22 protein-coding genes are annotated in these 25,985 nt (G+C 70.2%); 11 read left to right on the top strand and 11 right to left on the bottom strand.

The annotated features are described in order from the left end of the window. Nucleotides 1–43 precede the first annotated feature (43 nt). Entirely contained in the window at nucleotides 44–487 is a 444-nt protein-coding gene (locus RBS60_RS02955) for an SRPBCC domain-containing protein (protein WP_307956038.1), read from the top strand. Nucleotides 488–566: 79 nt separating this feature from the next. Here RBS60_RS02955 and RBS60_RS02950 read toward each other — a convergent pair whose 3' ends face one another. From RBS60_RS02950 to RBS60_RS02935, 4 genes are all read right to left on the bottom strand, one after another. Further along, on the bottom strand, nucleotides 567–1,718 hold the full coding sequence (locus RBS60_RS02950; RefSeq protein ID WP_307956037.1) for an FAD:protein FMN transferase: 1,152 nt from the start codon (nucleotides 1,716–1,718) through the stop codon (nucleotides 567–569). After that, the gene (locus tag RBS60_RS02945) at nucleotides 1,702–2,232 is read right to left on the bottom strand and encodes an FMN-binding protein (RefSeq protein ID WP_307956036.1); all 531 of its coding nucleotides are present in this window, start codon (nucleotides 2,230–2,232) and stop codon (nucleotides 1,702–1,704) included. Before RBS60_RS02945 ends, RBS60_RS02950 begins: the two co-directional genes overlap by 17 nt. Next, on the bottom strand, nucleotides 2,229–3,683 hold the full coding sequence (locus tag RBS60_RS02940; RefSeq protein WP_307956035.1) for a ferredoxin reductase family protein: 1,455 nt from the start codon (nucleotides 3,681–3,683) through the stop codon (nucleotides 2,229–2,231). The genes RBS60_RS02945 and RBS60_RS02940 overlap by 4 nt, the downstream gene beginning before the upstream one ends. 206 nt (nucleotides 3,684–3,889) lie before the next feature. Next, nucleotides 3,890–4,717: an enoyl-CoA hydratase-related protein gene (locus tag RBS60_RS02935; protein ID WP_307956034.1), complete on the bottom strand. Its 828-nt coding sequence runs from the start codon at nucleotides 4,715–4,717 to the stop codon at nucleotides 3,890–3,892. A 211-nt stretch (nucleotides 4,718–4,928) separates the two neighbouring features. Between RBS60_RS02935 and RBS60_RS02930 the strand changes: the two genes are divergently transcribed. Further along, nucleotides 4,929–6,701: a DUF222 domain-containing protein gene (locus tag RBS60_RS02930; RefSeq protein WP_307956033.1), complete on the top strand. Its 1,773-nt coding sequence runs from the start codon at nucleotides 4,929–4,931 to the stop codon at nucleotides 6,699–6,701. A gap of 81 nt (nucleotides 6,702–6,782) precedes the next feature. Here RBS60_RS02930 and RBS60_RS02925 read toward each other — a convergent pair whose 3' ends face one another. Continuing rightward, nucleotides 6,783–8,099 carry a nucleotide disphospho-sugar-binding domain-containing protein gene (locus RBS60_RS02925; protein ID WP_307956032.1) on the bottom strand — a complete coding sequence of 439 codons (1,317 nt, stop codon included), beginning with the start codon at nucleotides 8,097–8,099 and terminating at the stop codon, nucleotides 6,783–6,785. 54 nt (nucleotides 8,100–8,153) lie between these two features. On the opposite strand from RBS60_RS02925, the gene RBS60_RS02920 reads away from it, so the two are divergent. From RBS60_RS02920 to RBS60_RS02905, 4 genes are read left to right on the top strand one after another with little or no spacing between them, the layout of a single operon-like run. Beyond that, on the top strand, nucleotides 8,154–8,795 hold the full coding sequence (locus RBS60_RS02920; protein ID WP_307956031.1) for a TetR/AcrR family transcriptional regulator: 642 nt from the start codon (nucleotides 8,154–8,156) through the stop codon (nucleotides 8,793–8,795). A gap of 56 nt (nucleotides 8,796–8,851) precedes the next feature. Continuing rightward, nucleotides 8,852–9,952, top strand: coding sequence for a glutathione S-transferase C-terminal domain-containing protein (locus RBS60_RS02915; RefSeq protein WP_307956030.1), 1,101 nt, complete (start codon nucleotides 8,852–8,854; stop codon nucleotides 9,950–9,952). After that, nucleotides 9,949–10,731 carry a gamma-glutamyl-gamma-aminobutyrate hydrolase family protein gene (locus RBS60_RS02910; protein WP_307956029.1) on the top strand — a complete coding sequence of 261 codons (783 nt, stop codon included), beginning with the start codon at nucleotides 9,949–9,951 and terminating at the stop codon, nucleotides 10,729–10,731. Before RBS60_RS02915 ends, RBS60_RS02910 begins: the two co-directional genes overlap by 4 nt. Further along, nucleotides 10,728–11,810, top strand: a complete 1,083-nt coding sequence (locus RBS60_RS02905; protein WP_307956028.1) for an enoyl-CoA hydratase/isomerase family protein — start codon at nucleotides 10,728–10,730, stop codon at nucleotides 11,808–11,810. Before RBS60_RS02910 ends, RBS60_RS02905 begins: the two co-directional genes overlap by 4 nt. A 15-nt stretch (nucleotides 11,811–11,825) precedes the next feature. Here the strand turns inward: RBS60_RS02905 and RBS60_RS02900 are convergent, their stop codons facing one another. Then, nucleotides 11,826–12,743, bottom strand: a complete 918-nt coding sequence (locus RBS60_RS02900) for an alpha/beta hydrolase (protein WP_307956027.1) — start codon at nucleotides 12,741–12,743, stop codon at nucleotides 11,826–11,828. Nucleotides 12,744–12,864: 121 nt separating this feature from the next. Here RBS60_RS02900 and RBS60_RS02895 point away from each other — a divergent pair, with 121 nt between their 5' ends. Further along, a complete protein-coding gene (locus RBS60_RS02895) occupies nucleotides 12,865–13,527 on the top strand; it encodes a TetR family transcriptional regulator C-terminal domain-containing protein (RefSeq protein ID WP_307956026.1) in 663 nt (220 codons plus the stop codon). 57 nt (nucleotides 13,528–13,584) lie between these two features. Here the strand turns inward: RBS60_RS02895 and RBS60_RS02890 are convergent, their stop codons facing one another. The 5 genes from RBS60_RS02890 to RBS60_RS02870 form a co-directional block, all read right to left on the bottom strand. Then, a complete protein-coding gene (locus RBS60_RS02890; protein ID WP_307956025.1) occupies nucleotides 13,585–14,445 on the bottom strand; it encodes a hypothetical protein in 861 nt (286 codons plus the stop codon). Between the two features lie 135 nt (nucleotides 14,446–14,580). Further along, nucleotides 14,581–16,194 (bottom strand): aldehyde dehydrogenase family protein, encoded by a 1,614-nt coding sequence (locus tag RBS60_RS02885; RefSeq protein ID WP_307956024.1) that lies wholly within the window; start codon nucleotides 16,192–16,194, stop codon nucleotides 14,581–14,583. Then, nucleotides 16,191–17,462, bottom strand: a complete 1,272-nt coding sequence (locus RBS60_RS02880; RefSeq protein WP_374049217.1) for an acyl-CoA dehydrogenase family protein — start codon at nucleotides 17,460–17,462, stop codon at nucleotides 16,191–16,193. The genes RBS60_RS02885 and RBS60_RS02880 overlap by 4 nt, the downstream gene beginning before the upstream one ends. A 157-nt stretch (nucleotides 17,463–17,619) precedes the next feature. Then, on the bottom strand, nucleotides 17,620–18,807 hold the full coding sequence (locus RBS60_RS02875) for a CoA transferase (RefSeq protein WP_307956382.1): 1,188 nt from the start codon (nucleotides 18,805–18,807) through the stop codon (nucleotides 17,620–17,622). 197 nt (nucleotides 18,808–19,004) lie between these two features. Continuing rightward, complete coding sequence (locus RBS60_RS02870) at nucleotides 19,005–20,468, bottom strand: aminotransferase class III-fold pyridoxal phosphate-dependent enzyme (RefSeq protein WP_307956022.1); 1,464 nt, start codon at nucleotides 20,466–20,468, stop codon at nucleotides 19,005–19,007. Nucleotides 20,469–20,612: 144 nt separating this feature from the next. Here RBS60_RS02870 and RBS60_RS02865 point away from each other — a divergent pair, with 144 nt between their 5' ends. From RBS60_RS02865 to RBS60_RS02850, 4 genes are all read left to right on the top strand, one after another. Beyond that, nucleotides 20,613–22,034 (top strand): PucR family transcriptional regulator, encoded by a 1,422-nt coding sequence (locus RBS60_RS02865; RefSeq protein WP_307956021.1) that lies wholly within the window; start codon nucleotides 20,613–20,615, stop codon nucleotides 22,032–22,034. 150 nt (nucleotides 22,035–22,184) lie between these two features. Further along, the gene (locus RBS60_RS02860) at nucleotides 22,185–23,702 is read left to right on the top strand and encodes an MFS transporter (RefSeq protein WP_307956020.1); all 1,518 of its coding nucleotides are present in this window, start codon (nucleotides 22,185–22,187) and stop codon (nucleotides 23,700–23,702) included. A 57-nt stretch (nucleotides 23,703–23,759) separates the two neighbouring features. Beyond that, nucleotides 23,760–25,025 carry an amidohydrolase gene (locus RBS60_RS02855; RefSeq protein WP_307956019.1) on the top strand — a complete coding sequence of 422 codons (1,266 nt, stop codon included), beginning with the start codon at nucleotides 23,760–23,762 and terminating at the stop codon, nucleotides 25,023–25,025. A gap of 174 nt (nucleotides 25,026–25,199) precedes the next feature. After that, nucleotides 25,200–25,970: a GntR family transcriptional regulator gene (locus RBS60_RS02850; protein ID WP_307956018.1), complete on the top strand. Its 771-nt coding sequence runs from the start codon at nucleotides 25,200–25,202 to the stop codon at nucleotides 25,968–25,970. The last annotated feature ends 15 nt before the right edge of the window (nucleotides 25,971–25,985 follow it).

The following is a 25,985-nucleotide window of genomic DNA, read 5'->3' as shown; positions in this document are numbered from 1 at the left end:
CACGACCAAGAGAGGGCCCCACGCAGAGAAGAAGGACACGGAAATGGTCGACATCCTGCATCGCATCGGAGTTGCCAAGTCGTCGCCGGACGACGTCTACGCGGCGCTCACAACGATCGAGGGGCTCTCCGGCTGGTGGGCCCGCAACACGACGGGAAAAACGGACGTGGGCGGCGTGATCGCCTTCCGCTTCGTCCCCGGTGGCTTCGACATGAAGGTCATCGAGTCGGTGCCCGGGAAGAAGGTCCTCTGGGAGGTCGTGGACGGCCCGGCGGAATGGATCGGCACCCATGTGAGCTGGGACCTCAGCCAGGCCGGCGACTACACGATCGTGCTGTTCGCCCACGAGGGCTGGGCAGAGCCGGTCGAGTTCATGCACCACTGCAGTACCAAGTGGGCCACCTATCTGCTCAGCCTCAAACAGCTGCTCGAGTCCGGTGCCGGTTCGCCCGACCCGGACGATCAGCAGATCAGCGACTGGCACTGACCCGCCCGAACCCCGGGCCTTTCTGGTCACGGTCGGCAGTCAGGCCGGCGCCTCAGCCGGCGCGTTGCACCGACACGCCCTACGCCGCGCTCGGGGCGCGGAATCCAGGCGTGGCGAGCAGCGCGCCGTCGTGCGTGACGACGAGCACGTCCACGTCCCAGCGGGCGGTGACGGTATCGAGGGTCGCGCGGCCGCCGGCCACGATGGCGGTGGCCAGGACATCGGCCGTGACGACGTCCGACGCCGCGACGCTCACCTGGACGAAGTCCGGGCGCTGGGCGCCGCCTCCAGCGCGGCGGATGCCGACCGTCCAGATGTGGTCGCCGCGCTCGGCCGAGCCAGATGTCGCGAGGGCCAGCCGCGGCGCGCGGCCGGACACTGCGCGGCCGGACAGCGCGCGGCCGGACAGCGCGCGGCCGGACAGCGCGCGGCCGGACACCGCGGGGCTGGTTCCCATGCCTGGGGCCGCGCCCATGACCGCGTCCATGACCGAGTCCGGGGCCGCCCCCGTTCCACCCAGCGGGTAGGCGCCCAGGAGTGTGCGCCTATCCCCTGGGTCCACGATTCCCGCGAGCCACGCGGAGGCCCCAGCGCCCCCGCGTGGCCCGCCGTCCCGGGAGATCGGCGGTCGAGGTGTCGGCGAGCCGGACACGAGCACGTCCCCACCCGCGTTGAGGCACCAGTCCGTGAGGCCGAGGGCCGCGAGGGACCGCCCCGCCTCGGCGATCGCATAGCCCTTGACGAGTCCGCTGAGGTCCAGGAGCCCGTCCGGCCGCTCGGGCGTGAACGCACCATCGGTGCGCCGCCGCCAGCGGATGGCGTCCGCATACAGGTCCCGCATGAGCGGACTCGCTTCCATGAGCGAGAGCTCACCGCGCGCGATCCGGCTCGCCTCTGAGGTGGGCTTGTAGAGGCTGAACTGCGCGTCGAGGCCGGCGAACTGGTCCTCGACGACGGCTGTGGCCGCTTCGAGCCGGTCGACGACGGCCTGCGCGTCGCGCGCGGCGGCAGAGCCGGCGGTAGAAGCCTTAGAACCCGTGTCGGTGTCGCCTGACAGCACAGGACGAACAGCCGAGCCTGCATCCGCTGCACCGGCCCCCACGGGGATCGTGAGGCTCACGACCGTCCCCATGCACACGAACGTCCTGGCCTGCAGGGCGGGCTCTCCGGAACCGGGGAGGGACGGCTCGCCGGGAGCCTGCACGGGCGTGGGATCAGAGATGGGCTGCATCGAGGGCCGCCTGGAGGGAGGTCAGGTAGGCATCGGAGGTGATGGTTGCCCCGCTGACGGTCTGGACGTTTGCCGACTGTGCCTGCAGCACCTCGGAGCGCAGGATCGGAGCGGCCGTGGCGCTGATCATCTGCGACCTCATCTCCGCGTCGGTGAGGTGGAGGGCCGTGACCTCGGTAATCTTGCCGCTCTGGACGGTGATCTGCACCTGGACATTTCCGAACCTGGTCGAGACGGCCTTCCCGGCATACGTCGTCTGGGCCTTGGCCTGAGAGCCGGTCGTCTGGCTCGCGCTCGTGCCGGACGAGGTCCCCGAAGAGGCGGAGCCCGAGGTGCCGGACGCGCCCGAGGTGCCGGACGCCGTCGTGCTTCCGGTGGTTCCCGTCGTGCCTGTCGTCCCTGCGGCCCCGCCGGCGGTTGCCTGCGCTTCGAGGGCCTGGGCTCCGGCCTGCCAGCCGACGGCGAGGATGCCGAGGGAGGCGAGGGAGGCTGAGATTGCTGCTCGTGTTCTCACCAGTCGAACCTTTCGCGATGGAGCTGGGCATCTGCGGCGCCGGAGGCCTTCGCGTCCGCGAGGACGGCGTCGGACCAGTCGCGGGGCCCGCAGACGTAGATGTCGGAATCAGTGAGTGGGGGTGCGCCTTCGGGGAGATAGTCAGTCAGGTGCAGGCCCGACTGGTGGCGGGGGAGCCATGACTTGCCGCGGGCGCGGTGCCCCACGAGCTCGTAGAGCACGGCCCCGCGCGCCCGGCAGAGGGCGGCGATCTCGTCGCGGAGGTAGAGCCGGCTCGGGTCGCCGCCGCGCAGGATCACGGTCGCGTCACCGGGGGCGAACTCGGCCCGCTCGAGGAGCGCGCGGATCGGGGTGATGCCGATGCCCGAGCCGACCATCACGAGGCCGGGCCGGGTGCGGGACGAGTGGGCGAAGTTGCCGTAGGGGCCTGCGAGAGCGACCTTGGTTCCCGGCCGGATCCGCAGGAGTGCCGCCGTGCCGCGGCCGAGGTCGCGGACCGTGATCCGGATGCCGTAGGGAGCGCCGCGGCCGCTCGGTTCTGCGGAGAGGCTGAACGGGTGCGCGTGCCACCACACGCCCGGGGCGAGGAAGCGCCAGATGAAGAACCTTCCGCCCTCGCCCGTAAGCTCGGCCAGGCGCAGGCCCGTCATCTCGATGCTCACGACGCCGGGGGCTTCCTCGATCACGCGGGTCACCGTGAGCTGGTGCCTCCACGTGCGGACCAGCGGTGCCACGACGCGGAACCCGACGAGGGCCACGACCACTGTCCAGTAGAAGAGCTCCCAGTAGAGCCGCTGCCAATGGCCCTCGGCGAACAGCCCGCCCACGCTGAACTGGTGGGGGAGGCCGGTCAGGACCGCGGCGTAGGTGAGGAGGTGGATGGCGTGCCAGAACTCGTACGGCATCTTGCGCCGCACAGCGACGAGCGAGGTCACGACCACTGCGATGAACAGTGCTATGGAGACGAACGCGAGCCACATGTCCGGAACGAGGTTCCACAGGGACACGGCCTCGGCGATCGGGTTGAGGCCCTCGGAGGCGCCGTAGCCGAGGAGCAGGAACACCATGTGGGCCAGGATGAGGTACAGGGAGGGCTTGCCGAGCTTTCCGTGGACCGACATCGCGTGGTCGTGCCCGATGGCCCGGTCGATCCACGGGAGGCGCGCCGCGAGGAGCATCATCACGAGCACCAGGTCGGTGCCGATGAGTCCGGCGATGATTCCGATCGCCGTGAGTGCCTGGGGCACGGTGCCGAACTGCCCGGCCGCGCCGTCCGCAAGGTAGAGCGCGACGGCAGCTGCCGCCGAGCCCCACGCCGCGACCGAGAGCAGATCGGCACCGAGCAGACGACGCCGGCCCCGCGCCCTGAGCTCACGGCCCAGAGCCGCGCGTCCGGTCGCTAGGGGAAGCGCCTGGGTGGGTGGCTGGGGGGTGGGAAGTGTCGCCGTCATGCCTACAACTCTGCTGCCGCACCCTTTCGATTTGCTGTGGGGGGGCTTGTTGTCGGCAATGGGTGCTTGAATCGTCAACCGCTGCCCGCTGGGCTTGCGGTCGGGTGTGAGGGGTTGCATCCGGCGGGTCCACGGCCATCCGGAGCGTCTGTGACGGCGAGCCGCGGCCTGAGCCAGAGCCCCCCGCGCCCCCACCTCCGGGGCGCCTACCTTCCGATGAAGACGGCCTTCCTCTTCTCGAGGAACGCCGCGGTGCCCTCCCGCATGTCGGCGGTCGTGAAGGCCTCGCGGAACGCCTCGGCTTCGACCTCGAGTCCCTTGCTGGTGCGGCGGCCCACGGCCCCGGCGATCGACTGCTTCGAGAGTCCGACGGCGAGCGGGGCCTTCCCGATGACCTCGGCGAGCGTGGCGCGCGCCGCCTCGAAGAGCTCGTCCCGCGTGGGAAGGACGCGGTTCACGAGCCCGAGGCGCAGCGCCTCGGCGGCGTCGACCTGGCGTCCCGTGTAGATGAGCTCCCGGGCGGGACCGAGTCCCACGCGCTGGGGGAGACGGACCGATCCGCCGAAGCCCGGCACGAGGCCCAGATTGACCTCGGGCTGGCCGAACCGGGCGGCTTCGGAAGCGTAGATGAAGTCGCACGCGAGAGCCAGCTCGCAGCCGCCGCCAAGCGCGAAGCCGTCAACCGCAGCGATGACAGGGACCGGGACCTTCTCGAGGAGGAGGGTGACGGCGTGCATCGACCGGCCGTATTCGGAGGCGGTGTCAGGATCCATCGCTGACATTTCACGGATGTCCGCGCCTGCAACGAAGGCCTTGCCCCCAGCGCCGGTGACGATCACGCCGCGAACCGGCCACCCGGCGTCGTGCGTGCAGGAATCCTGAATCGCAGTGAGCGCCTTCCATAGGTCCGCCACGACCTGCTGGGACAGCGCGTTGAGTGCCTTGGGGCGGTTCACCGTGAGCGTCAGGACATGGTCCGTGAGATCGAGTTCGAGGGTTTCGTAGGTGCCCAGGTCAGGGGTGCTGGCATTCATGGTCAGGTCCTCGCCGTTGATTCCTGTGGTCCACGTCCCACGCTAGCGGGCGGGGCCCTGTCCGTGAAACTGGGTCTCACCGCTCTCTGATCAGGGCGCTCTGATCGACGCACTGCGGACGGCTTCCGCTGGGTGGGACCGCCCGGATCGGGTTCGTTCAGGGATGGGCGGGGCGCTGAGAAATGTCGGACCCCAGTGGTGGGATCGAGTCATGGACAGGTTCACGGGTTCGGCGCACGACGGCGGGTGGTCGCCGCGCAATGTCGGCGCACCCGCGCTCGGGCCCGTTCCCGAGGATTCATGGGCGAGCGCGTACCCGTGGCCTTCATACCTCGACGATCCGGCGGCAGATCCGGGGCGCGCGGACTTCGATGAGTGGGCCGCGGAGGCGGAGGCGCAGACTTCTGAGGCGCGGATTCCCGCGGCGCGGACGGCCGCCGGGCTCGAGGAGCGCGGCTCCGAGGGCTTCGATGTGGCGGATCTCGAGGAGGCCGGGGCGCTCTACACGGTTGTTGATGCCAACGGACGCGACGTGACCGGGTTCGGTCCCGAGAGCCTCGACCCGGCGGCGGTCGATCCCGCGCTGGCCGAGGAGCTCCCTCCGGCCGCGCTCCGGGCCGAACTGCGCGTCCGGCGGGTCGAGATGCTCGTGGGCGGGCTGTCCCGGCATCAGGCCACCGAGGCCCAGATTCACGCTGATCGGGCCCGGGACGTCCGTCGGATCGCCATCCTGCTGGGCGCAGAGTCCGAGGATCCCCACGAGCGCGTCCAAGCTCCGTCACTGGCCGCGGCGGAGGTCGCCGCCGAGCTGTCCCTGCCTCCGCGGGCCGCGAGAGCGCTCGTGGCCGAGTGTCTGGCCCTGACCGAGACCTACGCCGCACCGCTCCTCGCCGCGATGGACGATGGCGAGCTGGATCGTCCTCGCGCTCAGACCATCCTGCGGGCGGCCGTGGCTGTTCCGGTGTCCGCAACCTTGGAATTCATGACGCGCGCGGTGGCACTTGCGGTGGCTGGCGGCGAGGACGGGCCGCTCCCTTCACTGCCTGCCCTTCAGTGTGCCGTACGCCGGCTGGCTCAGAAGTACTCGTCCGAGACGTTCGAGGAACGGGCACGCATTGCGCGTGATCATCGTCGGGTCGACATCGAGCCCGCTGACGACGGCATGTGCCATCTCTCCGCCTGGCTTCCGCTGGAAGATGGGGCGGCGATCGACACCCGTCTTCAGGCGATTGCGCGCAACCAGCCCGCCGACGACCCCCGCACGGTCACGCAGGCCCGTCTCGACGCCTTCACCGCCCTTCTCCTCGCCCTCACCGGTCCCGATGCGGGTGGAGGTGCGCCGTCCCCGCGAGGAGGAGTGCGCACCGAGCTCGTGGTCACCGTTCCATTGGCCACCGTGGTGCCGGTGGTCCGCCGGCGTCAGCCGCCCGAGGCCGGTGTTGAGGAGGGACCACGCGGGGCCGGTGTTGAAGAGGCATCACGCGAGGCCGATCCTGACGGAGCATCACGCGCGGCCCGTGCTGAGGAGGCGTGGGAGGTCGCGTTCGACCGCGAGCCCGGCGAGATCCTCGGCTATGGGCTCATCTCCGCGGCGGCGGCTCGACGCCTCGCCGCCCGAGCCAGCACGTGGCTGCGCATGCTCGCCGACCCGGACACGGGCGAGCCTCTGGCCCTCGGGCGAAGCCGATATACCCCGCCGCCCGTGCTCCGAAGACAAATCGTGCTTCGGGATGCGAACTGCCGTTTCCCGGCGTGCGATCGCCCCTCCGCGCACACCGAAGTGGACCACACCCTCGAATGGGCACGGGGCGGCAGCACAGAGCTGACCAATCTCGCACTCTTGTGCCCCGAACACCATCGACTCAAGACGATTGGTGTGTGGAACGCGGAACAGGGTTCGCACGGCGGCACGATCACGTGGACGTCTCCCCTGGGCCGCACCCACGTCACCACCCCCGGTGAGCCCAAACCGCCGCCCTTCTGATCTGCCTCACGTCGTGCGCCATCTGACCGCTTCCCACGGTGCGACATCCGCATCGCGTGTTCAGACGCGTCATAACGCAGATCAGTTCGGCTGGCTTGAGCCATCCCAGGCGCCCCGGATGACCGGGCTTTGCGTCCGGCCGAGCTGCTCGAGGAGGTCCGCACCCTCCTCGGCGGGACGATGGGAGGCCATGTCGTCGGCGATGCGCCGGCCGTTGGCTCGGTAGTGGGGATCGGTGTCAAGGGCCTCGAGGGCCCGGCGCATTTCTGCGGCGGAAGGACGCTGGGGAAGACGGATGCCAGCCCCGGACCACGCAACGCGCGCGGCCACTTCAGGCTTGTCCTCGGAGCCGGCGGCGACCACGATCGGCACGCCTTGGGCCAGCGCCCGCTGCACGCCGCCATAGCCGCCGTTGGTGACATAAGCGGTCACGTGGGGCATCAGTGCCGCCATCGGGACGTAGCCTTCGATACGCACATTCGAGGGGAGCGGGTCGGGCAGCGGGAGCGAAGCGTCCGCTCCTGCAACGATCACGAGCGGGTCCTTCCCTGCGAGGGCCTCGACCGTGGCACCGATGAGATGGTCATCGACATTAGTCACGGTTCCTTGGGTCACGAGCACCACCGGCCTGCCCGACGTTGCCTCGTCCCACCATTGCGGCCGTTTGGGCAGCGTCCGATCCGCGGTCAGGAGGGGGCCGATGAAATGGACCTGTGGAGGCAGGTCTGAGCGGGGATACTCGAACGACTCAGCCGTGTCCTGGAGGTACAGGTAGGGGGTGGCGAAGGTGTCCACCATGTCGCGTCCCTGTCGCGGCAGCCCCACCGACGACCGGACGTCGTCGAGGTGCCGGCTCACGGGACCGAAGATGATCCGGCGGTGCGCAGCGGTGAGCACGGCGTTGCGGGCCCGGCCGATCGGGCCCGGCAACGGCGGGAGCCCCAGGCCCATTGGCGCGGTGTCTCTGCTGTAGATGCCCAACACCGTTGTGCCGATGTTCGCGTGGGGCACGCCGTGCAGCTCGCTGAACCAGCGCGCCGCGAACGAGAGCGCATTGCCGAGGACCACCTCGGCGCGGAAGCCCGCGTGGATCTCCCCTAGGTCGGCGAGGGCCGGCGGAGCGCCGTCGATGAAGAGCTTCGAGAACGCCGTGCGGACTTGGGCGACGCCGCGCGTGGTGCGCAGTTCAGGCACGACGTCGTACGGCTTGGTCACGCTCCAGTCCGGGCCGCTCCGAAGGGGGAACCACTGGGCGCCGGAGCCCTCGACCAAGGTGCGGAAGGCCGCCCCCGTGTACCACGCGACGTCGTGCCCGCGGCGGACGAGCTCGGCGACCAGCACCGATGTAGGAAGCATGTGGCCCGTCACGGGGGTGACTGCTACCAGGAACCGTGTCATCGCGACTATCCTCGTTCCATATCTCTCTATTTAATATAAATGATTGGATCGAATATGGTCGAAGTCAAGGGGCGACGAGACTACAACAGCAGCCGGCGCCGCGAGCAGGCCGAGCAGACGCGGCGCGACATCATCAATGCGGCCCGTGGGGAACTGTTCGCCAACGGCTACACGGGGACGTCCGTGGCGGGAGTGGCGGAGGCCGCGGGGGTGTCCCCGCATACGGTATACAAGGCGTTCGGCGACAAGGCAGCCCTGGTGAAGACCGTGATCGACGTCGCCATGGCCGGAGACTTCGACGAGACGCCGGTGCCTCAGCGCGAGCGTGCGCAGCGGATCTTCGCGGAGCCGGACCCGGCGGCCAAGATCGATCTGTACACGCGCGGCCTCGCCGAGACGCTTGGGAGATCCGGCCGCCTCCACCTCATGGTGAAATCGGCCGCCGAGGCCGATCCCGCCGTGCGGGAGCTGTGGAACAGGCTCCAATCCCAGCGCCTCGCCGGAATGCGGCGGCTCGCGCAGCACCTGGCCGAGGCGGGCTGCCTCGCCGACGGGGTCATCGCCGAGGACGCCCGCGACGTCCTCTGGGCCTATAACTCGCCGGAGCTGTTTGAGCTGCTCGTTGTCAAGCGCGGTTGGGACCTCGACCGCTATCGCGACTGGGTTGCGAAAGCTCTCATTGCGGCCCTCCTCTGAGCCGACCGCTTCCCGCGGTCGCGAAGACTGTCAGCCCATGGCGTTAGGCTGACCGCATGGCGACGGAGCAGCCCCAGACCCGCAGCGAGTTCAGCACCAAGGGTGCCTACGTGCATTCGGGCGAGGAGTTCACGCGGGACACGAACTACATCGAGGACCGGATCACCCGCGACGGGACCTTTCCTCCGGGCAGCCCCGCGCCCGACGGCGCATTGGCCTGGCCCGTCGAAGCCGGCCGCTACCGCCTCGTCGCGGCGCGTGCCTGCCCGTGGGCCAACCGGACCGTCATCGTCCGAAGGCTCCTGGGTCTGGAGGACGCCATCTCGCTGGGCCTCCCTGGCCCTACCCACGACGTCCGCTCCTGGACATTCGACCTCGACCCGGACGGCCGCGACCCCGTGCTCGGCATCGAGCGCCTCCAGGAGGCCTACTTCCGCCGTTTCCCCGACTACCCGCGCGGCATCACCGTGCCCGCCATCGTTGATGAGGCCAGCCGCGCCGTCGTGACCAACAACTACCCGCAGATCACCCTCGACTTCTCGAGCGAGTGGTCCGCGTTCCACCGGGACGGTGCGCCGGACCTCTACCCGGATGCTCTCCGCGAAGAGATCGATGAGGTCAACGCGCGCGTCTTCACGGAGGTCAACAATGGCGTCTACCGCTGTGGCTTCGCGGGGTCCCAGGCCTCCTATGACCGCGCCTACGCCCGACTCTGGGACGCGATGGACTGGCTCGAGGACCGACTCATGGGTCAGCGCTACCTCGTCGGGGACACGATCACCGAGGCGGACGTGCGCCTCTTCACGACGCTTGCGCGCTTCGACCCGGTCTACCACGGCCACTTCAAGTGCAACCGCAACAGGCTGACCGAGATGCCGGCCCTGTGGGCCTATGCTCGCGACCTGTTCCAGACGCCGGGCTTCGGCGACACGATCGACTTCGTACAGATCAAGCAGCACTACTACATCGTCCATGAGGACATCAACCCGACGAAGATCGTTCCCGCCGGCCCGGATCTGGCGAACTGGCTGACCCCGCACGGCCGTGAGGCTCTGGGTGGCCGCCCCTTCGGCGACGGCTCTCCGCCAGGGCCGCCGCCCGCGGGAGAGCGCATCGCCGCAGGCCACAACCCGTTGTATCCGGGCGACCGGGCATGACCGCGGACAGCCAGCGCGCTCCGCGAATCGCGGTCACGTGGGCGGCCACCGCGGCGTCGCACGAGCCATGGTTCCACGAGGAACTCGCCACCTTGACCGCCAATGCCGTGGCGGGCCTTGAAGCGGCGGGCGGCGACGCCGTCATCCTCGACGCGGCGGCGGGCGGCCTGCCGGACGCGGAGACGTTCGACGGCGTGCTGGTCATGGGCGGCGGCGACGTGGACCCCGCGCTGTACGGGGGCGATGCCGCGCACCCCACGATTGATGGCGTGGACCGCGCGGCGGACGACGCCGAGGCTCGCCTCGTGCGCGACGCCCTCGCCGCGCGCCGCCCGGTCTTAGGAATCTGCCGGGGGCTCCAGCTCATCAACGTGGCCCTGGGCGGGACGCTGCACGAAGATCTCGGCGCGGGGGGACCGCACCGCAACCACGCCAACCCCCAGGGGCCGATGGTGCTCCACGACGTGGCGATCGAACCGGGCACGAGGCTGTGGGGGATGCTCGGGCACACGGCGACCGTCGTGTCCGGCCACCATCAGGCGGCCGCTCGCGTCGGCGCCGGGCTGCGCGTGGCGGCCACGGCGCCTGACGGGGTGATCGAGGCGCTCGAGTCCACTGATCGGGACTCGTGGCTGGTCGCCGTCCAGTGGCACCCCGAGGACGCCCAGACTGCGGCTGATGAAGGGGCGGCCGAACCCGCCCAGCTCGCCGCGATCGTAGGCGCGTTCGCCAGCGCGTGCCGGGAGCGCTCGGTGCGGGGTCGGGAGGCGGTGCGATGAGCCCGCGAAGCCTGGTCCAGCGCATCCGAACCGAGGTCCGGGGCCCGCTGGGCATCCTCACCCTCGACCGGCCGAGCGCCCTCAACTCCCTCGACCACACCATGGTTCTGAACATGGGGCACGCCCTCGAGGAGTGGGCCGATGCGCCCGAGGTCCGGGGCGTCGTCGTGCGCGGTGAGGGACGTGGACTCTGTGCGGGCGGCGATGTGCGGACCCTCCGGACGGGGCACGACGAGGACGCCGTCGCGTTCTGGGGTGATGAGTACCGGCTCAACGCGCTTATCGCGGAATACCCGAAGCCATATGTGGCTCTCATGGACGGGATCACGATGGGCGGCGGCCTCGGGATCTCGGCGCACGGCTCGGTGCGGGTCGTGACCGAGCGGACGAGGGTCGCGATGCCGGAGGTCCGCATCGGCTTCACGCCGGACGTCGGCATGGCGAAGCTGCTCGCGGCCGCGCCGGGGGAGGTCGGGATCCACCTCGCGCTCACGTCGTCGACGGCGACCGGCGCCGATGCCCTGTACTTGGGTTGGGCCGACCACTTCGTGCCGTCCGAACGCCTCGGCGAGCGCGGAGAGGAACTCATCGCGGCGCTCGCCGCGCGCCTCGCCGAGTCCGACGCCGCCGGCCCGTCCGCCTTCTCGGTGACGCACGACGTCGTGCGGGGCCTGGCGTTGGATCCCGCGGATCCGCGGATGGCTGCCCCGCTGGCGGCCGAGCGCGAGTGGATCGACGAAGCCTACGCGGGCGGCGACCCACAGACGATCCTCGACCGGCTCGACGAGCTCGCGTCCGACGGGCAGGAGGGGGCGCGGGCGGCCGAGGAGGCGATACGCGCCGCCTGCCCGTTCTCCGTTGTGCTCACGCTCGAGTCCCTGCGCCGCGCAGCCGTCCTGGATCTGATCGATGTGCTTGCGCAGGACCTGCGGCTCGGCGCGTCGCTCATCGGGCGTCACGATATGCGCGAGGGCATCCGCGCCCTCCTCGTCGACAAGGACGGAGCGCCGCACTGGTCCCCGGCGCGGATCGAGGACGTCGATCCGGCCGAGGTCCGCGCGGCGTTCGGCGGGGACTAGCTCGACTCGCTGGGATCAGCCCGCGACGAACCGTGTGATCTCCGCGAGCACGCGCTCGTCGGCCAGAATCCGCTGGTGGCCGAGGCCGCGGGTCGAGAACTGCGAGGCGTGGCCCGCGTTGGCGGCGACCAGACGATCGGCCTCGGTCAAGGGCACCCGGCGGTCGGCGGCGTCGTGCACGACGAGCAGCGGAACCGACGCGGGGAGAGGACGCTGCACCGCGGAGAACCGCCCGTAGACGTCGGGCTCGAGCGGGAAGATGCGCCGGGCGAAGCGCTCGCGGAGGGCGGCGGCCGCCGCCGGCCCCAAGCCAGCGGCAGCGGCGAAGGACGCGACCAGGTGGTCGGCGTCGCCCATCCCGGAGACCGTGACGACGCGATCGGCCACCAGCCCTTCCGAGATGGCTACGAGGGCGGCGAGGGAACCGAAGGAGTGGGCGACGACGGCGCGGAACGGGCCGTGCCTCCGTTCGAGCTCCGCCATGGCTCCGATGAAGTCGAGGATGTACGTGCCACGGCCGGGCGCGTCGCCGTGCGCCGGTGCGTCAAAGGCGACTGCCGCCACACCGGCGTAGCGCAGCTCCTGCACGAGCGCCGCGAACTGCGAAGCGCGGCCGCCCCACCCGTGGACGAGGAGGACGGGCCGATCGCCCGAGCCCCACGCGTACGCGACGGCCTCCCCGCCTTTGCCGTGCAGCCCCGGCACCGGTATCCGGGACCGTTCGGAGATGAGGTGGGTCTGCTCCTCCTCGGTTTGGACTGTGCGACGGGGGCCGACGCTCATGAAGAACGGCAGTGCCGCTGCGGCCGCGGCCCTCGGTGGGAGCAGGCGGATCGCGTCCAAGGCCGACCTGAGCGCAGCTTCCCGGATAGTGGCGGGTCGGCGGACGGTGGCAGGGCCTGCTGCTGTTCCTGTGGCGGCTTGAGCGGACATGACACCCTCCCGAGTTGATAACTATACGGACGGTCGTGCTAATTTATTTCTGTACGGTCGATCGTACTCTTTAAGTGCGGATGTTCAAGAGCAGAATGCGGCGAATGCAGGGAGGCCGACCATGACGACGGTTGAAGGCACGGTCCACGTGGATGGCCGCCGAGCCCGCGGTGAGCAATCGCGTCGGGCTGTGCTCGCGGAAGCGATCAACCTGGCCTCGGTTGAGGGCCTCGAGGGCCTGTCGATCGGGCGGCTGGCGACGGCCGTCGGGGCCAGCAAGAGCGGCGTCGGCGCCCTGTTCGGGACGAAGGAGGCGTTGCAGGTCGCCACGGTCGGTGCGGCGCGCGAGATCTTCGTGGAGCGCATCCTCATGCCCGCCGGCGACGAGCCGAAGGGCCTGCGGCGACTGTGCGCCATCGTGCGCCTCTGGCTCGACTACTCGCGCAGCCGGGTGTTCGTGGGTGGCTGCTTCTTCCAGGCCACGGGGGTCGAGTTCGACTCGCAGCCAGGGCCGGTGCGCGATGCGCTTGCCGATGCCCTCCGGGACTGGGACTCCTATCTCGCCCATGCGGTCCAGACGGCGATGGATCTTGGCGAGCTGCCCGGTTTGGACGACGCCGCGCAGCTCGCCTTCGAGATCGATGCGGTGTTCAACGAGGCGAACAACCGCTCGCTGCTCCTGGACTCGAACGAGCCCTATGGGCGTGCGCTGAAGGCGATCGAGGCGCGGCTCGCCTCGGTTGGCGCTGACCCCGCAGCGCTCGCCGGGCTGAAGCTCGCCTAGATCCTGAGCGCGAACTCCCGAGAGCAGCCGCGTTCACCGGCCCCCACGCCGAGTTCCCTACTGCTCTCCCATGACCTGGGGCTCGGGCAGAGCAGCGAGGGCAGGATGGCTCCGGAGAGCATCGCGGCCCTGGAGCGATGCGGTCGCGAAGACGCACACGGAGGCACCCTCGTATCCGTGGAGAAGCAGCGGCGCCGTGTCGTGGAACTCAAGGATGAGTGTGGCCCCCAGTGGGTCCGGGTAGCTCGCGCTGACTGCTCCAAACGGGAAGCTCAGCCAGCGGCCGCCAGTTCGGCACATGACCCTGCGATCCGTGACAAGAGTCCGCACCGTCTGCTGCTCGCGCCACATGGCCTGCGCTGCAGCCTCCGCCCTGTTTCGGCGAACCGTGTTCCCCACGGCGTTCCCGATGAGAGCGGCGGCCACGAACGAAGGCTGGCCCACGGCGAACATCGATGACTGGGTGAAGCCTCCGTGGGTCCCATACCAGCGGGAGTACTGGAGGGGGACGTCCATGAGGAGCACTTCCCCTTCCCCGAGCATTACGTCCCACGGCTGGAGGCGCAGCGGCTGACCGCCGTCGGCGAGGGAGGCCTTGAGTGCCACAGCTCGTTCGAAGCCGCCGCGGTGCGCAGCCTCGTGATCCATGCGCAGTCTCTCAGCCCTCGTATGCCACCCGGCGCGCCTGCGTACCATCCCGAGGGCTTGGACGACGTGAACAGCCATCCAGACCGCGCAGACTGCCATGGCCGCCAGAATGGCCAGATATATCGGGTAGACCCAGAGTTCACGCGTGTCTTTCCCGACGATGTTCTCGATGGTCTGGCCGACCACGAAGAGCACGATGAGGGCTCCGAGCGGCCAGAGGAGCCAGAGCAGAAAACGAGCTGTTGTCCGGACTTTCGGTGTTTGTTCCATAGGGGCCCCCCGATGCAGTGCTTCCTTCGCTGAGGGCCGAGTGGCCCCGCTCGGATTCTCTCAGCCAGGGCGACGGGAGGCCTGTCACACGGCGCCGATGTGGATGACGTGCCGTGCCGGCCTCCCGTCGGGACGTCAGCCCCGCAGGTACACCGTCGTGGTGTGGGTGAAGAACTCCTTCGCTGCTCCGCCCTGCTCCTTGGGCCCGTAGCCCGACTTCTTCGCGCCGCCGAACGGGACGTGCGGGTCCGCGCCGGCGGACTCGGAGTTGACGTGGAGGATGCCGACGTCGAGCGTGTCCACAGCGTCGAGCGCAGTGGCGATGTCGCGGGTGAACAGTGCTGCCGTCAGGCCGAACTCGGAGTCCTCCGCGAGGGCGAAGGCCTCCTCGGTCGACGCGGCGCGCCGCACCGCGAGCACTGGGCCGAACAGCTCCTCGCGCCAGGCGATGTTGGCTGGCGCGGCGGCGGTATCGGGGGCGCCGGCGGAGTCGGTGGACGACGCCGCGTCGCCGACTCCCGCTGCCTCGCCCGGGATCTCGAGGATCGTCGCCGGGACGAACGCGGAAGGTGCGGCCCCGCCGTCGTGCGTCGCGGCTTCCGGAGCCTGGCCCCGGTACGCGACACGTGCGCCCTCGCGCTCGGCCGTGGCGACCGCGTCACGCACGCCCGCCGCGGCCGCTGCGGTGACGAGCGGACCCATATGCACGGCCGGGTCGCTCGGATTGCCGACACGCCAGGCGTCGAGCCGCGCGGCGAGCTTCGCGAGGAACGCGTCCGCGATCTCCTCGACCACGATGAGCCGGGACGTCGCGGTGCATTTCTGCCCGGTCGAGCGGAAGGCCCCGAAGAGGACCTGCTCGGCGGCGAGGTCGAGATCGGCGTCGGCGAGCACGATCGCGGCGTTCTTCCCGCCCATCTCGCCTTGGAACGGGACGCCGCGCGAGGCCGCCTCGCCCGCGAGCATCCGGCCCACGCCGGTCGAGCCGGTGAATGAAAGCCCGTCGAGATCCGGATGCCGCACGAGCTCTGTGCCGAGGGCCCCGGGTCCGATGATCAGGTTGAGCACTCCGGCGGGCAGCCCGGCCTCTGCCAATGCGTCCGCGAGCGCCTCCGCGAGGCGCATCGCGAGCAGCGGGACGGTCGAGGCCGGCTTCCATACCACCGCATTTCCGTACACGAGTGCCGGCGCGATCTTCCACGCCGGGATCGCGATGGGGAAGTTGAACGGCGTGACAATGCCGACGACGCCGAGCGGCTTGCGCGTCACGAGGATCCGCTCGCCGCGGCGCGGGGACGCGAAGTGCTCCCCGGCGGAACGATCGCCCTCGGCGGCGTAGTAGCGGAGGATCTGCGCCGCGCGCATTACCTCGCCCGTGCCCTCGGCGAGGGTCTTGCCCTCCTCGCGCGCCAGCTCTAGCCCGAGCTGCCCCGCGCGCGCCTCGAGGGCCGCGGCCGCGCGGGCCAGGACGGCGCCCCGCTCGTGGATCGGGGTCCGGGACCACTCGCGGGCTGCGGCGCGGGCAGCACGCATGGCGCGGTTGACGTCGGCCACGACGGCCTGGGTGCCCTCCGCCACCACCTCGTCGGGGCGCGCCGGGTTGCGCGAGGCGAGCGGCGCGCCGTCGCCCATCAGCCACTCGCCGCCGATGAGGAGACGCAGCGGGACGGGAGAGCTGGCGGCTGAGATTACACCGCCGAGCGGGGCGACCAGAGCGTCGTCGTGCTCGGTGACGGTACCCGCGCTCACCGGAACGCCGCCTCTCCGGTGAGCTGCTGGCCGAGGATGAGGGTGTGGACCTCGTCGGTGCCCTCATAGGTGCGCACGGACTCGAGGTTGTTGGCGTGGCGGAGAGGGGAGTGGTCGAGGGTGATGCCGTTGCCGCCCAGGATGGTGCGGGCCTCGCGGGCGATGGCGATGGCCTCGCGGCAGTTGTTGAGCTTGCCCACGGAGATCTGGTGGTGCTGGAGCTTGCCGGCGTCCTTGAGGCGGCCCAGGTGCAGGGCCAGGAGGAAGCCCTTGTTGATCTCAAGGGCCATGTCGACGAGCTTGGCCTGGGTGAGCTGATAGCTGGCGAGCGGCTTGCCGAACTGGAGGCGCTCCTTGGAGTACTCCAGGGCGTCCTCGAAGGCGTCGCGGGCCGCGCCCATGGCGCCCCAGATGATGCCGTAGCGGGCCTCGTTCAGGCACGAGAAGGGGCCCTTGAGGCCGACGGCGCCCGGCAGGATCGCGTCGTGGGGGAGGCGGACCTCGTCGAGGTCGATCTCGCACTGGATCGAGGCGCGCATCGAGAGCTTGGGCTCGATCGGGGTGGCCGTGTAGCCGGGCGTGGCGGTCGGGACGACGAAGCCGCGGATACCGCGGGCGTCGCCGGGCTCTCCCGTCTGGGCCCAGATGACGGCGACCTTGGCCACGTTCGCGAGGCCGATCCAGCGCTTGGCACCGGTGAGGATCCAGTCCGCGGTGGGGGAGTCGCCGTCGCGTCGGGCGCGGGTGGCCATCGAGGCCGGGTCGGAGCCGGCGGTGGGCTCGGTGAGGCCGAAGCAGCCGATCGCCTCGCCCGCGGCCATCTGCGGGAGCCATTCCTGCTTCTGGGCCTCGGAGCCGTGCTTGTGGATCGCGGACATGGCGAGGGATCCCTGGACGGAGACGAACGTGCGCAGACCGGAGTCGCCGGCCTCGAGCTCGGCCCCGGCCAGGCCGTACTCCACCGCGGAGCGGCCCGCGCAGCCGTAGCCGTGCAGGTGCATGCCGAGCAGGCCGAGCTTGGCGAGCTCGGGCACGATCTCGAGCGGGAAGTGCGCGTCCTCGTACCAGCGGGCGATGTTCGGCTTGATCTCTGCGTCCACGAACGCCCGGACGCGGTCTCGCAGGGCGAGCTCCTCCGTGCTGAGAAGCGAGTCGAAGGAGATCAGGTCCGCGGGGTCGGGGAGCCGGCCGGAGGATGGGGCAGAGCCGGAGGCAGAGTCGGAGGCAGAGTCGGAGGCAGCATCGTAGGCAACAGCGTCGGTGTCCATGCCCGCAAGGCTAGCGGTGGCAGTCATCGGTGGGTTTCCTTTCTGGTTGTGGGGTCTCTGGCGGGCGGTTGCGGGGTCTCTGGCCGAGACCAGAGACCCCACAACGCGCCGCCAGAGACCCCGCAACGGGGAGGGGCGGGTGAAGCGGAAAGTGCGGCTAGGCGCGGAGCCAGCGCACGACGTCGGCCGTGTCGGCTCCCAGCGCGGGTGAAGCTTGGGTGCGGGGCGGCAACGGGGGCGTCCAGGTGATCGGATGGCGGATCTGCCGTCCCGTGAAGGTTCCCGACCGGTCGTGCACGGAGATCGTTGGCTCGAGCCCGAGGGATTCGGCATAGTCGAGTCCCTCCCCGATCCCGGCCACACGCCCGCACGGGACTCCGAGGGGGGTGAGCTTGTCCTGCCACACCTCCGCCGAGGCGGTGGAGAGCCCGGCCTCGAGCAGCGGCACGAGCTCCGCCCGGTGTGCGACCCGCGCCTTGTTCGTCGCGAAGCGCGGGTCCGAGGCGAGCTCCGGAGAGCCGATCGCGTCGCACAGTCGCGCGAACTGTCCATCGTTCCCCGCAGCGACGGCGAGCGGCGCGTCCCCGGTGGCGAGCAGCTGGTACGGGACGATCGAGGGGTGGTCGTTGCCCATCCTGCCCGGCACCACCCCGGCGCCGAGGTACGCCTGCCCCTGGTTCGCGAGTGCGCCCTGCAGCGAGGACAGCAGGTTCACCTCGACTCGGTGACCGCGCCCGGTCCGGGCCCGCTCGGCCAGGGCCGCGAGGATGCCGATTGTGGCGTCCTTCGCAGTCAGGACGTCGACGAGCGCGACCCCTGCCTTCATCGGGCCGGCGCCCGGCTCGCCGTCCGGCGCCCCGGTGATGGACATGAGGCCGCCGAGGGCCTGGACGATGAAGTCGTACCCGGGCAGGTCGCGGCCGCCCACGGACCCGAACCCCGAGATCGACGCGTACACGAGCCCCGGGTTCTCCTCCACGAGCGACTCGTAGCCGAGGCCGAGCTTCTCGAGGCCGCCGGGCTTGAAGTTCTCCACGAGCACGTCGGCCCGCAGCGCGAGCTCCCGCGCGAGCTCAAGGTCCTGGGGGTCCGAGAGGTCCAGCTCCACGGACTCCTTGTTGCGGTTCACGCTCTCGAAGTACGTTGCGCCCGTCGCCGAGAACGGCGGGCCCCAGTGCCGCGTGTCGTCGCCGGTCCCGGGCCGTTCGACCTTCACCACGCGCGCTCCGAGGTCCGCGAGCGTCATCGTGGCCAGCGGCCCCGCGAGCACCCGCGAGAAGTCCGCAACGAGGATCCCCTCGAGCGGCGAGGTCCCCGCGGGGGCTGCGGAAGTACCGGCGTCCAGGGGCGAGGTCCCCGCGGGGGCCGCGGAAGTACCGTCCGTTTCGGTCTTTGCCCCGCGCTGGAGACGGTGGTTCTGTCCAAGAGCGGGGGTGCTTTCGGAGGAGCCGGCGGCGTACGACGGCGCGTGGTCGCCTTCCGCCGACAGGTTCGCCGCGTGATTCGGGCTGCTGCCCGTGGGCGGGTTGCCCGACTCTGCGTTCACGAGAGGGCCCCGCGGATGGCGGCCTCGAGCACCTCGAGCCCTTCCTCCAGTACCTCGGCTTCGATGCCGAGTGGCGGCAGGAGCCGGATGACGTTGCCGTGCGTGCCGCAGGTGAGCGTCAGGACGCCGGCGGCGTTCGCGGCGGCCGCCGCAGCCTTCGCGACATCGGCGCGCGGGCCTGAGGCGTCCGCGAACTCGATGGCCATCATGGCGCCCCGTCCGCGCACGGAGACGACGCCGGCGCGGGCGGTGCCAGTGGAGGCAGGGCTCTCGGCGGAGACCCCCATGATCCCAGCAGGTGAGGCCTGCCCGGACGCGGGCCCCGCGCCGTCGTGCGCGCCAGGGGCGAGCAGCGGCTCGAAGCGCTCCCTCACGGCCGCCTCGATGCGCTGCGCGCCGGCGAGGAGCGAGCCGTCCTCGAGGAGTTCGAAGACGGCGAGCGCGGCCTCGCACGCAACGGGATTGCCCGCGTAGGTGCCGCCGAGGCCGCCCGTGTGGACGGCGTTCATGAGCTCAGCGCGGCCCGTCACGGCTGAGAGCGGAAGCCCGGCCCCGAGGGCCTTCGCGGAGAGGGTGATGTCCCCGGCGATGCCTTCGTGCTCGGACGCGAAGAGGGCTCCCGTCCGGCCCATCCCGGCCTGGATCTCGTCGATCACGAGGACGATCCCGTGCTGCGTCGCAATCTCTCGGAGCCCGGAGAGGAAGCTGGCCGCGGGGACGATGAAGCCGCCCTCGCCCTGGATCGGCTCGATGACCATCGCCGCGAATGTCTCGGCGCCCGCCTCTGCCAGGACGGACTCGACGCCGGCCAGGGCCTGGGCGACGAACGCTCCTGAATCACCCGAAGGCACGAGATGCGCGGGCGCCGTCGGGCCTCGGAAGACCGAGCCCGGGAGCGGGCCGAAGTTCAGGCTGTACGGGTTCTCCTTGGCCGTCATCGCCATCGTGAGCTGGGTGCGGCCGTGGTAGGCCTCGTCGAAGACGAGGACGTTGGGCCGCCGGGTCGCCGAGCGGGCGATCTTGATCGCGTTCTCGACGGCCTCCGCGCCCGTCGAGAAGAGGGCGGTGCGCTTCTCGAAGCTGCCCGGCGTGTGCTCGTTGAGCCATGCGCAGACCTCGGTGAACGAGGAGTACTCGGTGACCATGAAGCACGTGTGCGTGAACCGGGACAGCTGCGCGGCGGCGCGCTCCGCCACCCGTGGGTTCGCGGCGCCCACGCTTGTCACAGCGATGCCGGAGGCGAAGTCGATGATGCGATTCCCGTCGACGTCGACGAGCAGCGAGCCCTCGGCGCGGTCGATGAACACCGGCAGCGTCACGCCGAAGCCCTCGGTGACGTGGCGGCGGCGCTCGGCCTCAAGCTCGCGGGAGCGCGGTCCGGGCAGGGCGGTCGCGAGGCGGCGCGCGCGCTGCGGGACGTCGGCAGGTGCGACGACGGCGGTATCGGTCGTGACGGTCATGGGTTCTCCCCCGTGGTTGAAAACGGTGTGGTCGAGGCTGAGCGTGTGGTTGAGACCACAGTAGGGACAGCCGCAGCTCGAGTCGTTGGATGATTCATCCCTTGTGAGCCTTTCAAGAGGCATTCCATCCACTACGATCTGTGAATGATCACCCTCGCCCAGCTCGCCGACGCCGCGCGCGGCGACCTTGTCCCGTACTGGCCCGTGCCGCTGCCACGGGTCGAGCTCACGGGTGTCCACGTCTCCGAGCTCGAGGATCCCACCGTGTTCCTGGACGGCGGGGAGCTCCTCCTGACGGTCGGGATGCAGCTCTCGGGAGGAGACGGCCCAGAACGCGAAGAGGCCGCGCGTGCCTACGTCGCGAGGCTCGTCAAGGGACGCGTCGCGGCGCTCGGCCTCGGCCTCGGATCGGGCCACGCCATGGTCCCGGACGAGCTCCGGGCCGCGTGCATCGAGGCCGGGATGCCGCTCCTGACCGTGCCTCGCGAGTCGCCGTTCCTCGCGGTGTCCCGTGCGTACTGGGAGATCGTGCGGCGCGGGGGAGAAGCCGAGCTCACGGCGCTGCTCGGCCTCCAGGTCGCGCTCACCCGTGCCGCTTCGAAGGGCGACGCAGAGCCCGCCATCGTGCGCGAGCTCGCCCACGCGCTTGGCACCTGGGTGGCCTACCTCCCCGACGGTGACGCCCCGGCGTCGTGCTCGGGGCGGGGGGGACCCGAGGACGCGCCGGCGGGTCTCCTCGACGAGCTGCGCCGCGAGGCAACGGCCCTTCGCGGGGCTGGCCGCGGCGCCACGGCGACCCTGCAGCTCTCCTGTGGCCCCGCGGCCCTCTACCCGGTCACGGACGGCGGGAGGGCCACCGCCTACTTGGCCCTGGGCCGCGGCGGTCAGCTCGCACCGGCAGAGCGGCACCTGTTCCTCACGGCCTCGACCCTGCTCGCCCATCGCGCCGCCGGGCTGCGCCGTGCGGAGGAGGAGCGTGCCCGCAGTGACGGGATGCTGGTTGCGCTGGTGCTTGCCGGGCACGACGACGCGGCCCGCCTCCTCGCCCGGCAGATGGACTGCGTCCTCCCGGAATCCGTGTACCTCGCGGTCCTGGATGCCGGTCCGAAGCGCGGCGAGTCGGCCATCGAGGCGGACGCGCTCGCCTTCGAGCTGGGTGGCCTCCTCTACGTGCTGCTGCCCACCGACGCTGCCCGGCCGCGCCTCGCGCCCGGTTCGCGCGGCGCCTGGGGCGGCCCAGTGCCGCTTCGCCGTGTCCGTGAGATGGTCGGCCAAGTGGCCGACGCCGCCGGGCAGGCTCCAGCGGGTCGCGTGGTCCGGGTGGGGCACGGACTCGAGCTTCCGGCTGACGAGTGGGCCAAGGTGCTCGCTGACGCGGGCGGCGAACTTCTGGCGACGGTCCGCGCGTATCTAGCGAACCGCGGCCAATGGGAGGCGACGGCCCGCGACCTGGGCGTGCACCGCAACTCCGTGCGGCACCGGATCGCCCGCGCTGCGGAGCTGCTCGGCGTCGACCTCGACGATCCCGACGTCGCCGCGCACCTCTGGCTCGCGCTCCGGGTGTGATGGCGGCGGGGGTCGAACGGCCCGTTGTGGACACCTGTGTGACGGACCAGACTTGGCATGGGACGGCAACACCGTCGTGGACGCCGCTTCCGAAGAGCATAGTTGAAGAATCAACTATTGATCTGTAGCTGCTCACAGCGAGGAGTTGTCATGGCAAGCATCGCCCCCCTACCCGCCCAGACCAGGTTCCAGGGCAACGACAAGCTGCTGTTGGGGATCGTGCTCGGCGTCATCACGTTCTGGCTGTTCGCGGGCACGATGGGAACCGTCGCCCCGAACATCCTTCTGGACGTCAACGGAGCGTACGCGGATCCCGTCAAGAAGACGTGGGCCAACCCGTTGGTCGCCGTCGATGCCATGAACCTCGCCGTGTCGATCACCGCGCTGTTCTCCGGCATGTTCATCGTGGTCGCGGGAGGTCTGGCCGACAGGATCGGCCGCGTCAAGATCGCGCTGACCGGGAACGGGCTCGGGATCCTCGGCTCGCTCCTCATCGTCTTCGCGACCGGCCCGGTGGCGCTGCCGCTCATGCTCGGAGGCCGCGCCATCCAGGGCCTCTCGGCGGCGTGCATCATGCCGGCGACCATGGCCCTCGTGAAGACGTACTGGGACGGGCCGGGACGGCAACGCGCCGTGTCGATGTGGTCGATCGGCTCGTGGGGCGGTTCGGGGCTGGCCGCGATCTTCGGCGGCTACATGTCAACGCTGGTGAACTGGCGGTGGATCTTCGTCGCCTCCATCGTCATCTCGGTCATCTCGATCCTGCTGATGTGGGGGACCCCCGAGAGCAAGGTCGCCCAGACGGGCCGGTTCACACTGGACGTCCCTGGCATCGGCGTCTTCATGGTCTCGATGCTCGCGCTCATGATCGTGCTGATCTTCGGCTCGAAGATCGGGTGGGGGTCGCCGATCACCATCGTGCTGGTCATCGTCGCCGTCGTGGGCCTCTATACCCTCGTGCGGATAGAGCGCCGGGCCAACAAGCCGTTCATCGACTTCGCACTGTTCCGGAACCGCACGTTCACCGGTGCCACGATCTCCAACTTCCTGCTCAACGGCACGATCGGCCTGCTCATCGTGACCCAGCAGCTCCTCCAGATCGGCGGCGGGATGAAGGCCTCGGACGCGGGCCTCCTGACGATCGGCTACGCCGTCGCGATCATCGCGTTCATCCGGCTTGGTGAGAAGCTCCTCCAGCGGTTCGGGCCCCGGCAGCCGATGATCTGGGGCTCCGCCATCGTGGGCGTCGCGACGCTCCTCCTCATGCCCACCAACCTCCTGCTGACGGAGTACCGCTGGCTCGCCGTCGCAGCCTACGCGCTCTTCGGCCTCGGCCTCGCCTTCTACGCGACGCCGTCCACGGACGCCGCCCTCGCCAATCTCCCCGCGGATCAGGCAGGCGCGGGGGCGGGCATCTACAAGATGGCCTCCTCGCTCGGCAGCGCGATCGGTGCCGCGATCTCCCTGGCACTCTTCACGGCCTTCAGCAGCTCCGGGGCCCAGTTCGTCGGCGACGTGCTCATCAACCAGGGCCGCACCGACAACACGGCGATCCGGCAGGCGGCCGTCGTCGCGCTCGTGTTCAATCTCGTGATGGTCATCATCGCGATTGTCTCGATCGTGGTCGCTGTGCCGAAGGGCAAGGAGTCGGTGGAGGCAGCGAAGTAGGCTTCGCGGGAAGAACCACAGGGATCAGCAGGAGCAGACGGCAGGAAGAGGAACACCATGGCATCCACCGAATCCGCAGGCAAGATCCTCGCAGGCCAGGGCGCGATCACCGGCTGGCAGGAAGACCTGTACAAGGACTTCCACAGAAATCCTGAGCTGAGCCACCACGAGGAGCGCACCGCAGGCATCATCGCGGACCAGCTCACAGGCTTCGGGCTCGAGGTCCACAAGAAGGTCGGCGGCACCGGCGTCGTGGGAGTCCTCGCCAACGGCGATGGACCTACGGTGCTGCTCCGTGCCGACATAGATGCCCTGCCAGTCAAGGAGGCGACCGGCCTCGACTACGCGAGCGCCGCCGTCGCCATCGATGCTTCCGGCGGCCAGACGCCCGTCATGCATGCGTGCGGCCACGACTTCCACATGAGCAGCCTGCTCGGCGCGGCCAAGCTGTTCGCCGAACAGCGCGACGCGTGGGCCGGGACCCTGATCGCCCTGTTCCAGCCCGCGGAGGAGCTCGGCGACGGCGCGAAGACGATGGTTGAGGGCGGTCTCATGGGGCTTGTGCCGAAGCCCGACGTCGCGCTCGCCCAGCACGTCCTCGTCCACCCCGCCGGGACGATCGGGCCCCACACAGGCCCGTTCCTCTCGATGGCGGACAGCGTCCGCGTCACGCTCCACGGGCGCGGCAGCCACGGCTCGATGCCGCACCTCTCGATCGATCCGGCGGTGCTCGCTTCGATGGTGGTGGTGCGGCTCCAGAGTGTCGTGGCCCGCGAGGTCCAGCCCGGGGAGTTCGCCGTGCTCACGGTGGGGAAGATCGCCGTCGGCGCCAAGAGCAACATCATCGACGACCACGCCGTGCTCGAGCTCAACATCCGGACGTACAGCAAGGCCATCCGCGACCAGCTCCTCGCTGCGATCGAGCGCGTCGCGAAGGCCGAGTCCGCGGCGTCGGGCTCGCCCAAAGAGCCGGATTTCGAGATCTACAACAGCTACCCGCTCACCGACAACAACGCCGACGTCACCGCGAAGGTCACGGCGGCGTTCGAGGAGTACTTCCCCGCGGAGACCGTGCAGGACTATGGACGGCAGACCGCGAGCGAGGACTTCAGCGACGTGCCCACCGCGTTCGGCACGCCGTACACCTACTGGGGTGTTGGGGGCATCGACCCTCAGGCCTACGCGGCCGCCGATGCCGCAGGCGCTGTCAGCTCGATCCCCGCGAACCACTCACCGATGTTCGCGCCCGTCATCCAGCCCACCCTCACCACCGGCACAGCTGCCCTCGTGGTCGCCGCGTCGGCGTGGCTCGGGAAGGACTGACTCGCCGGTTTTCTTACCCCCCCCCCCCGGGGGGCCCCCCCCGGCCCGGGGGGGCCCCCGCCGCGCGTAGCTCGTACCTTGAATCTAGAGCCCAGATGCGTAAAAATCTAGGTTTAGAGGATTTATCTCCCTGGCGCCACCGCAAAGTGCGGGCGCCCCGACAGAAGCAGGACCGTGGCCCCCTCGATCGCCTTCCAGTCCCAGATCTACCGGCCCCTGCCGGAGATGGAGCGCGCCGACTCGATCGTCGACCGCATCTCCAAGGCGATCACGCTCGGCATGCTGAGGGTCGGCGAGCGTCTGCCCACCGAGGCTGATCTGTCCGAGAAGTTCGGCGTCGCCGCCGCGACGCTGCGCGATGCGCTCGCCGAGCTGCGCGATCAGGGGATCGTCGAGACTCGGCGTGGCCGCAATGGCGGCACCTTCATCGTCAAGCAGCCCACGACGTCGCCCGACGAGATGCGCGTGCATCTCGCCAGCGTCTCGATCGCCGACATCAGGGACTTCGGGGACGAGCACGTAGCCGTCGCCGCTGAGACCGTACGCCTGGCCTGCGAGCGCGCCGAGCCGCACGAGGTAGAGCGGCTGCTCGAGCTGGGCCGTGCGCTCGTCTTCACTAACACGCCGGAGGGGCGCGCACAGGCCGACAGCCGCTTCCATATCGAGCTCGCCGTGACCGCCCAGTCGCCGCGGCTGACCTCGGCGGAGATCCGGCTCCAGGCCGAGTCCGTCCAGCTCCTCTGGGCGCCGCTTGCCCATGGATTCGACTCGGAGCAGGCCGCCGCGGAGCACCTCGCGCTCGTGCGTGCCGTCTCCGAAGACAGGCCCGACGACGCGCAGCGGCTCATGCGTCTCCACGTCCGGCGCGCGGTCCACCATCTCATCGACACCAAGCTTGCGCTCGAGTACAGCGCGGCCATGCCCAGCGACGACCTTGACGAGTAAAGGACCGAAGAACGC

Source organism: Sinomonas sp. ASV486, assembly GCF_030908215.1.
In the GTDB taxonomy this organism is placed as follows: Bacteria; Actinomycetota; Actinomycetes; order Actinomycetales; family Micrococcaceae; genus Sinomonas; species Sinomonas puerhi.
The sequence above is the reverse complement of the archived record's forward strand: the minus strand, read 5'-3'. Positions and strand labels throughout refer to the sequence as shown.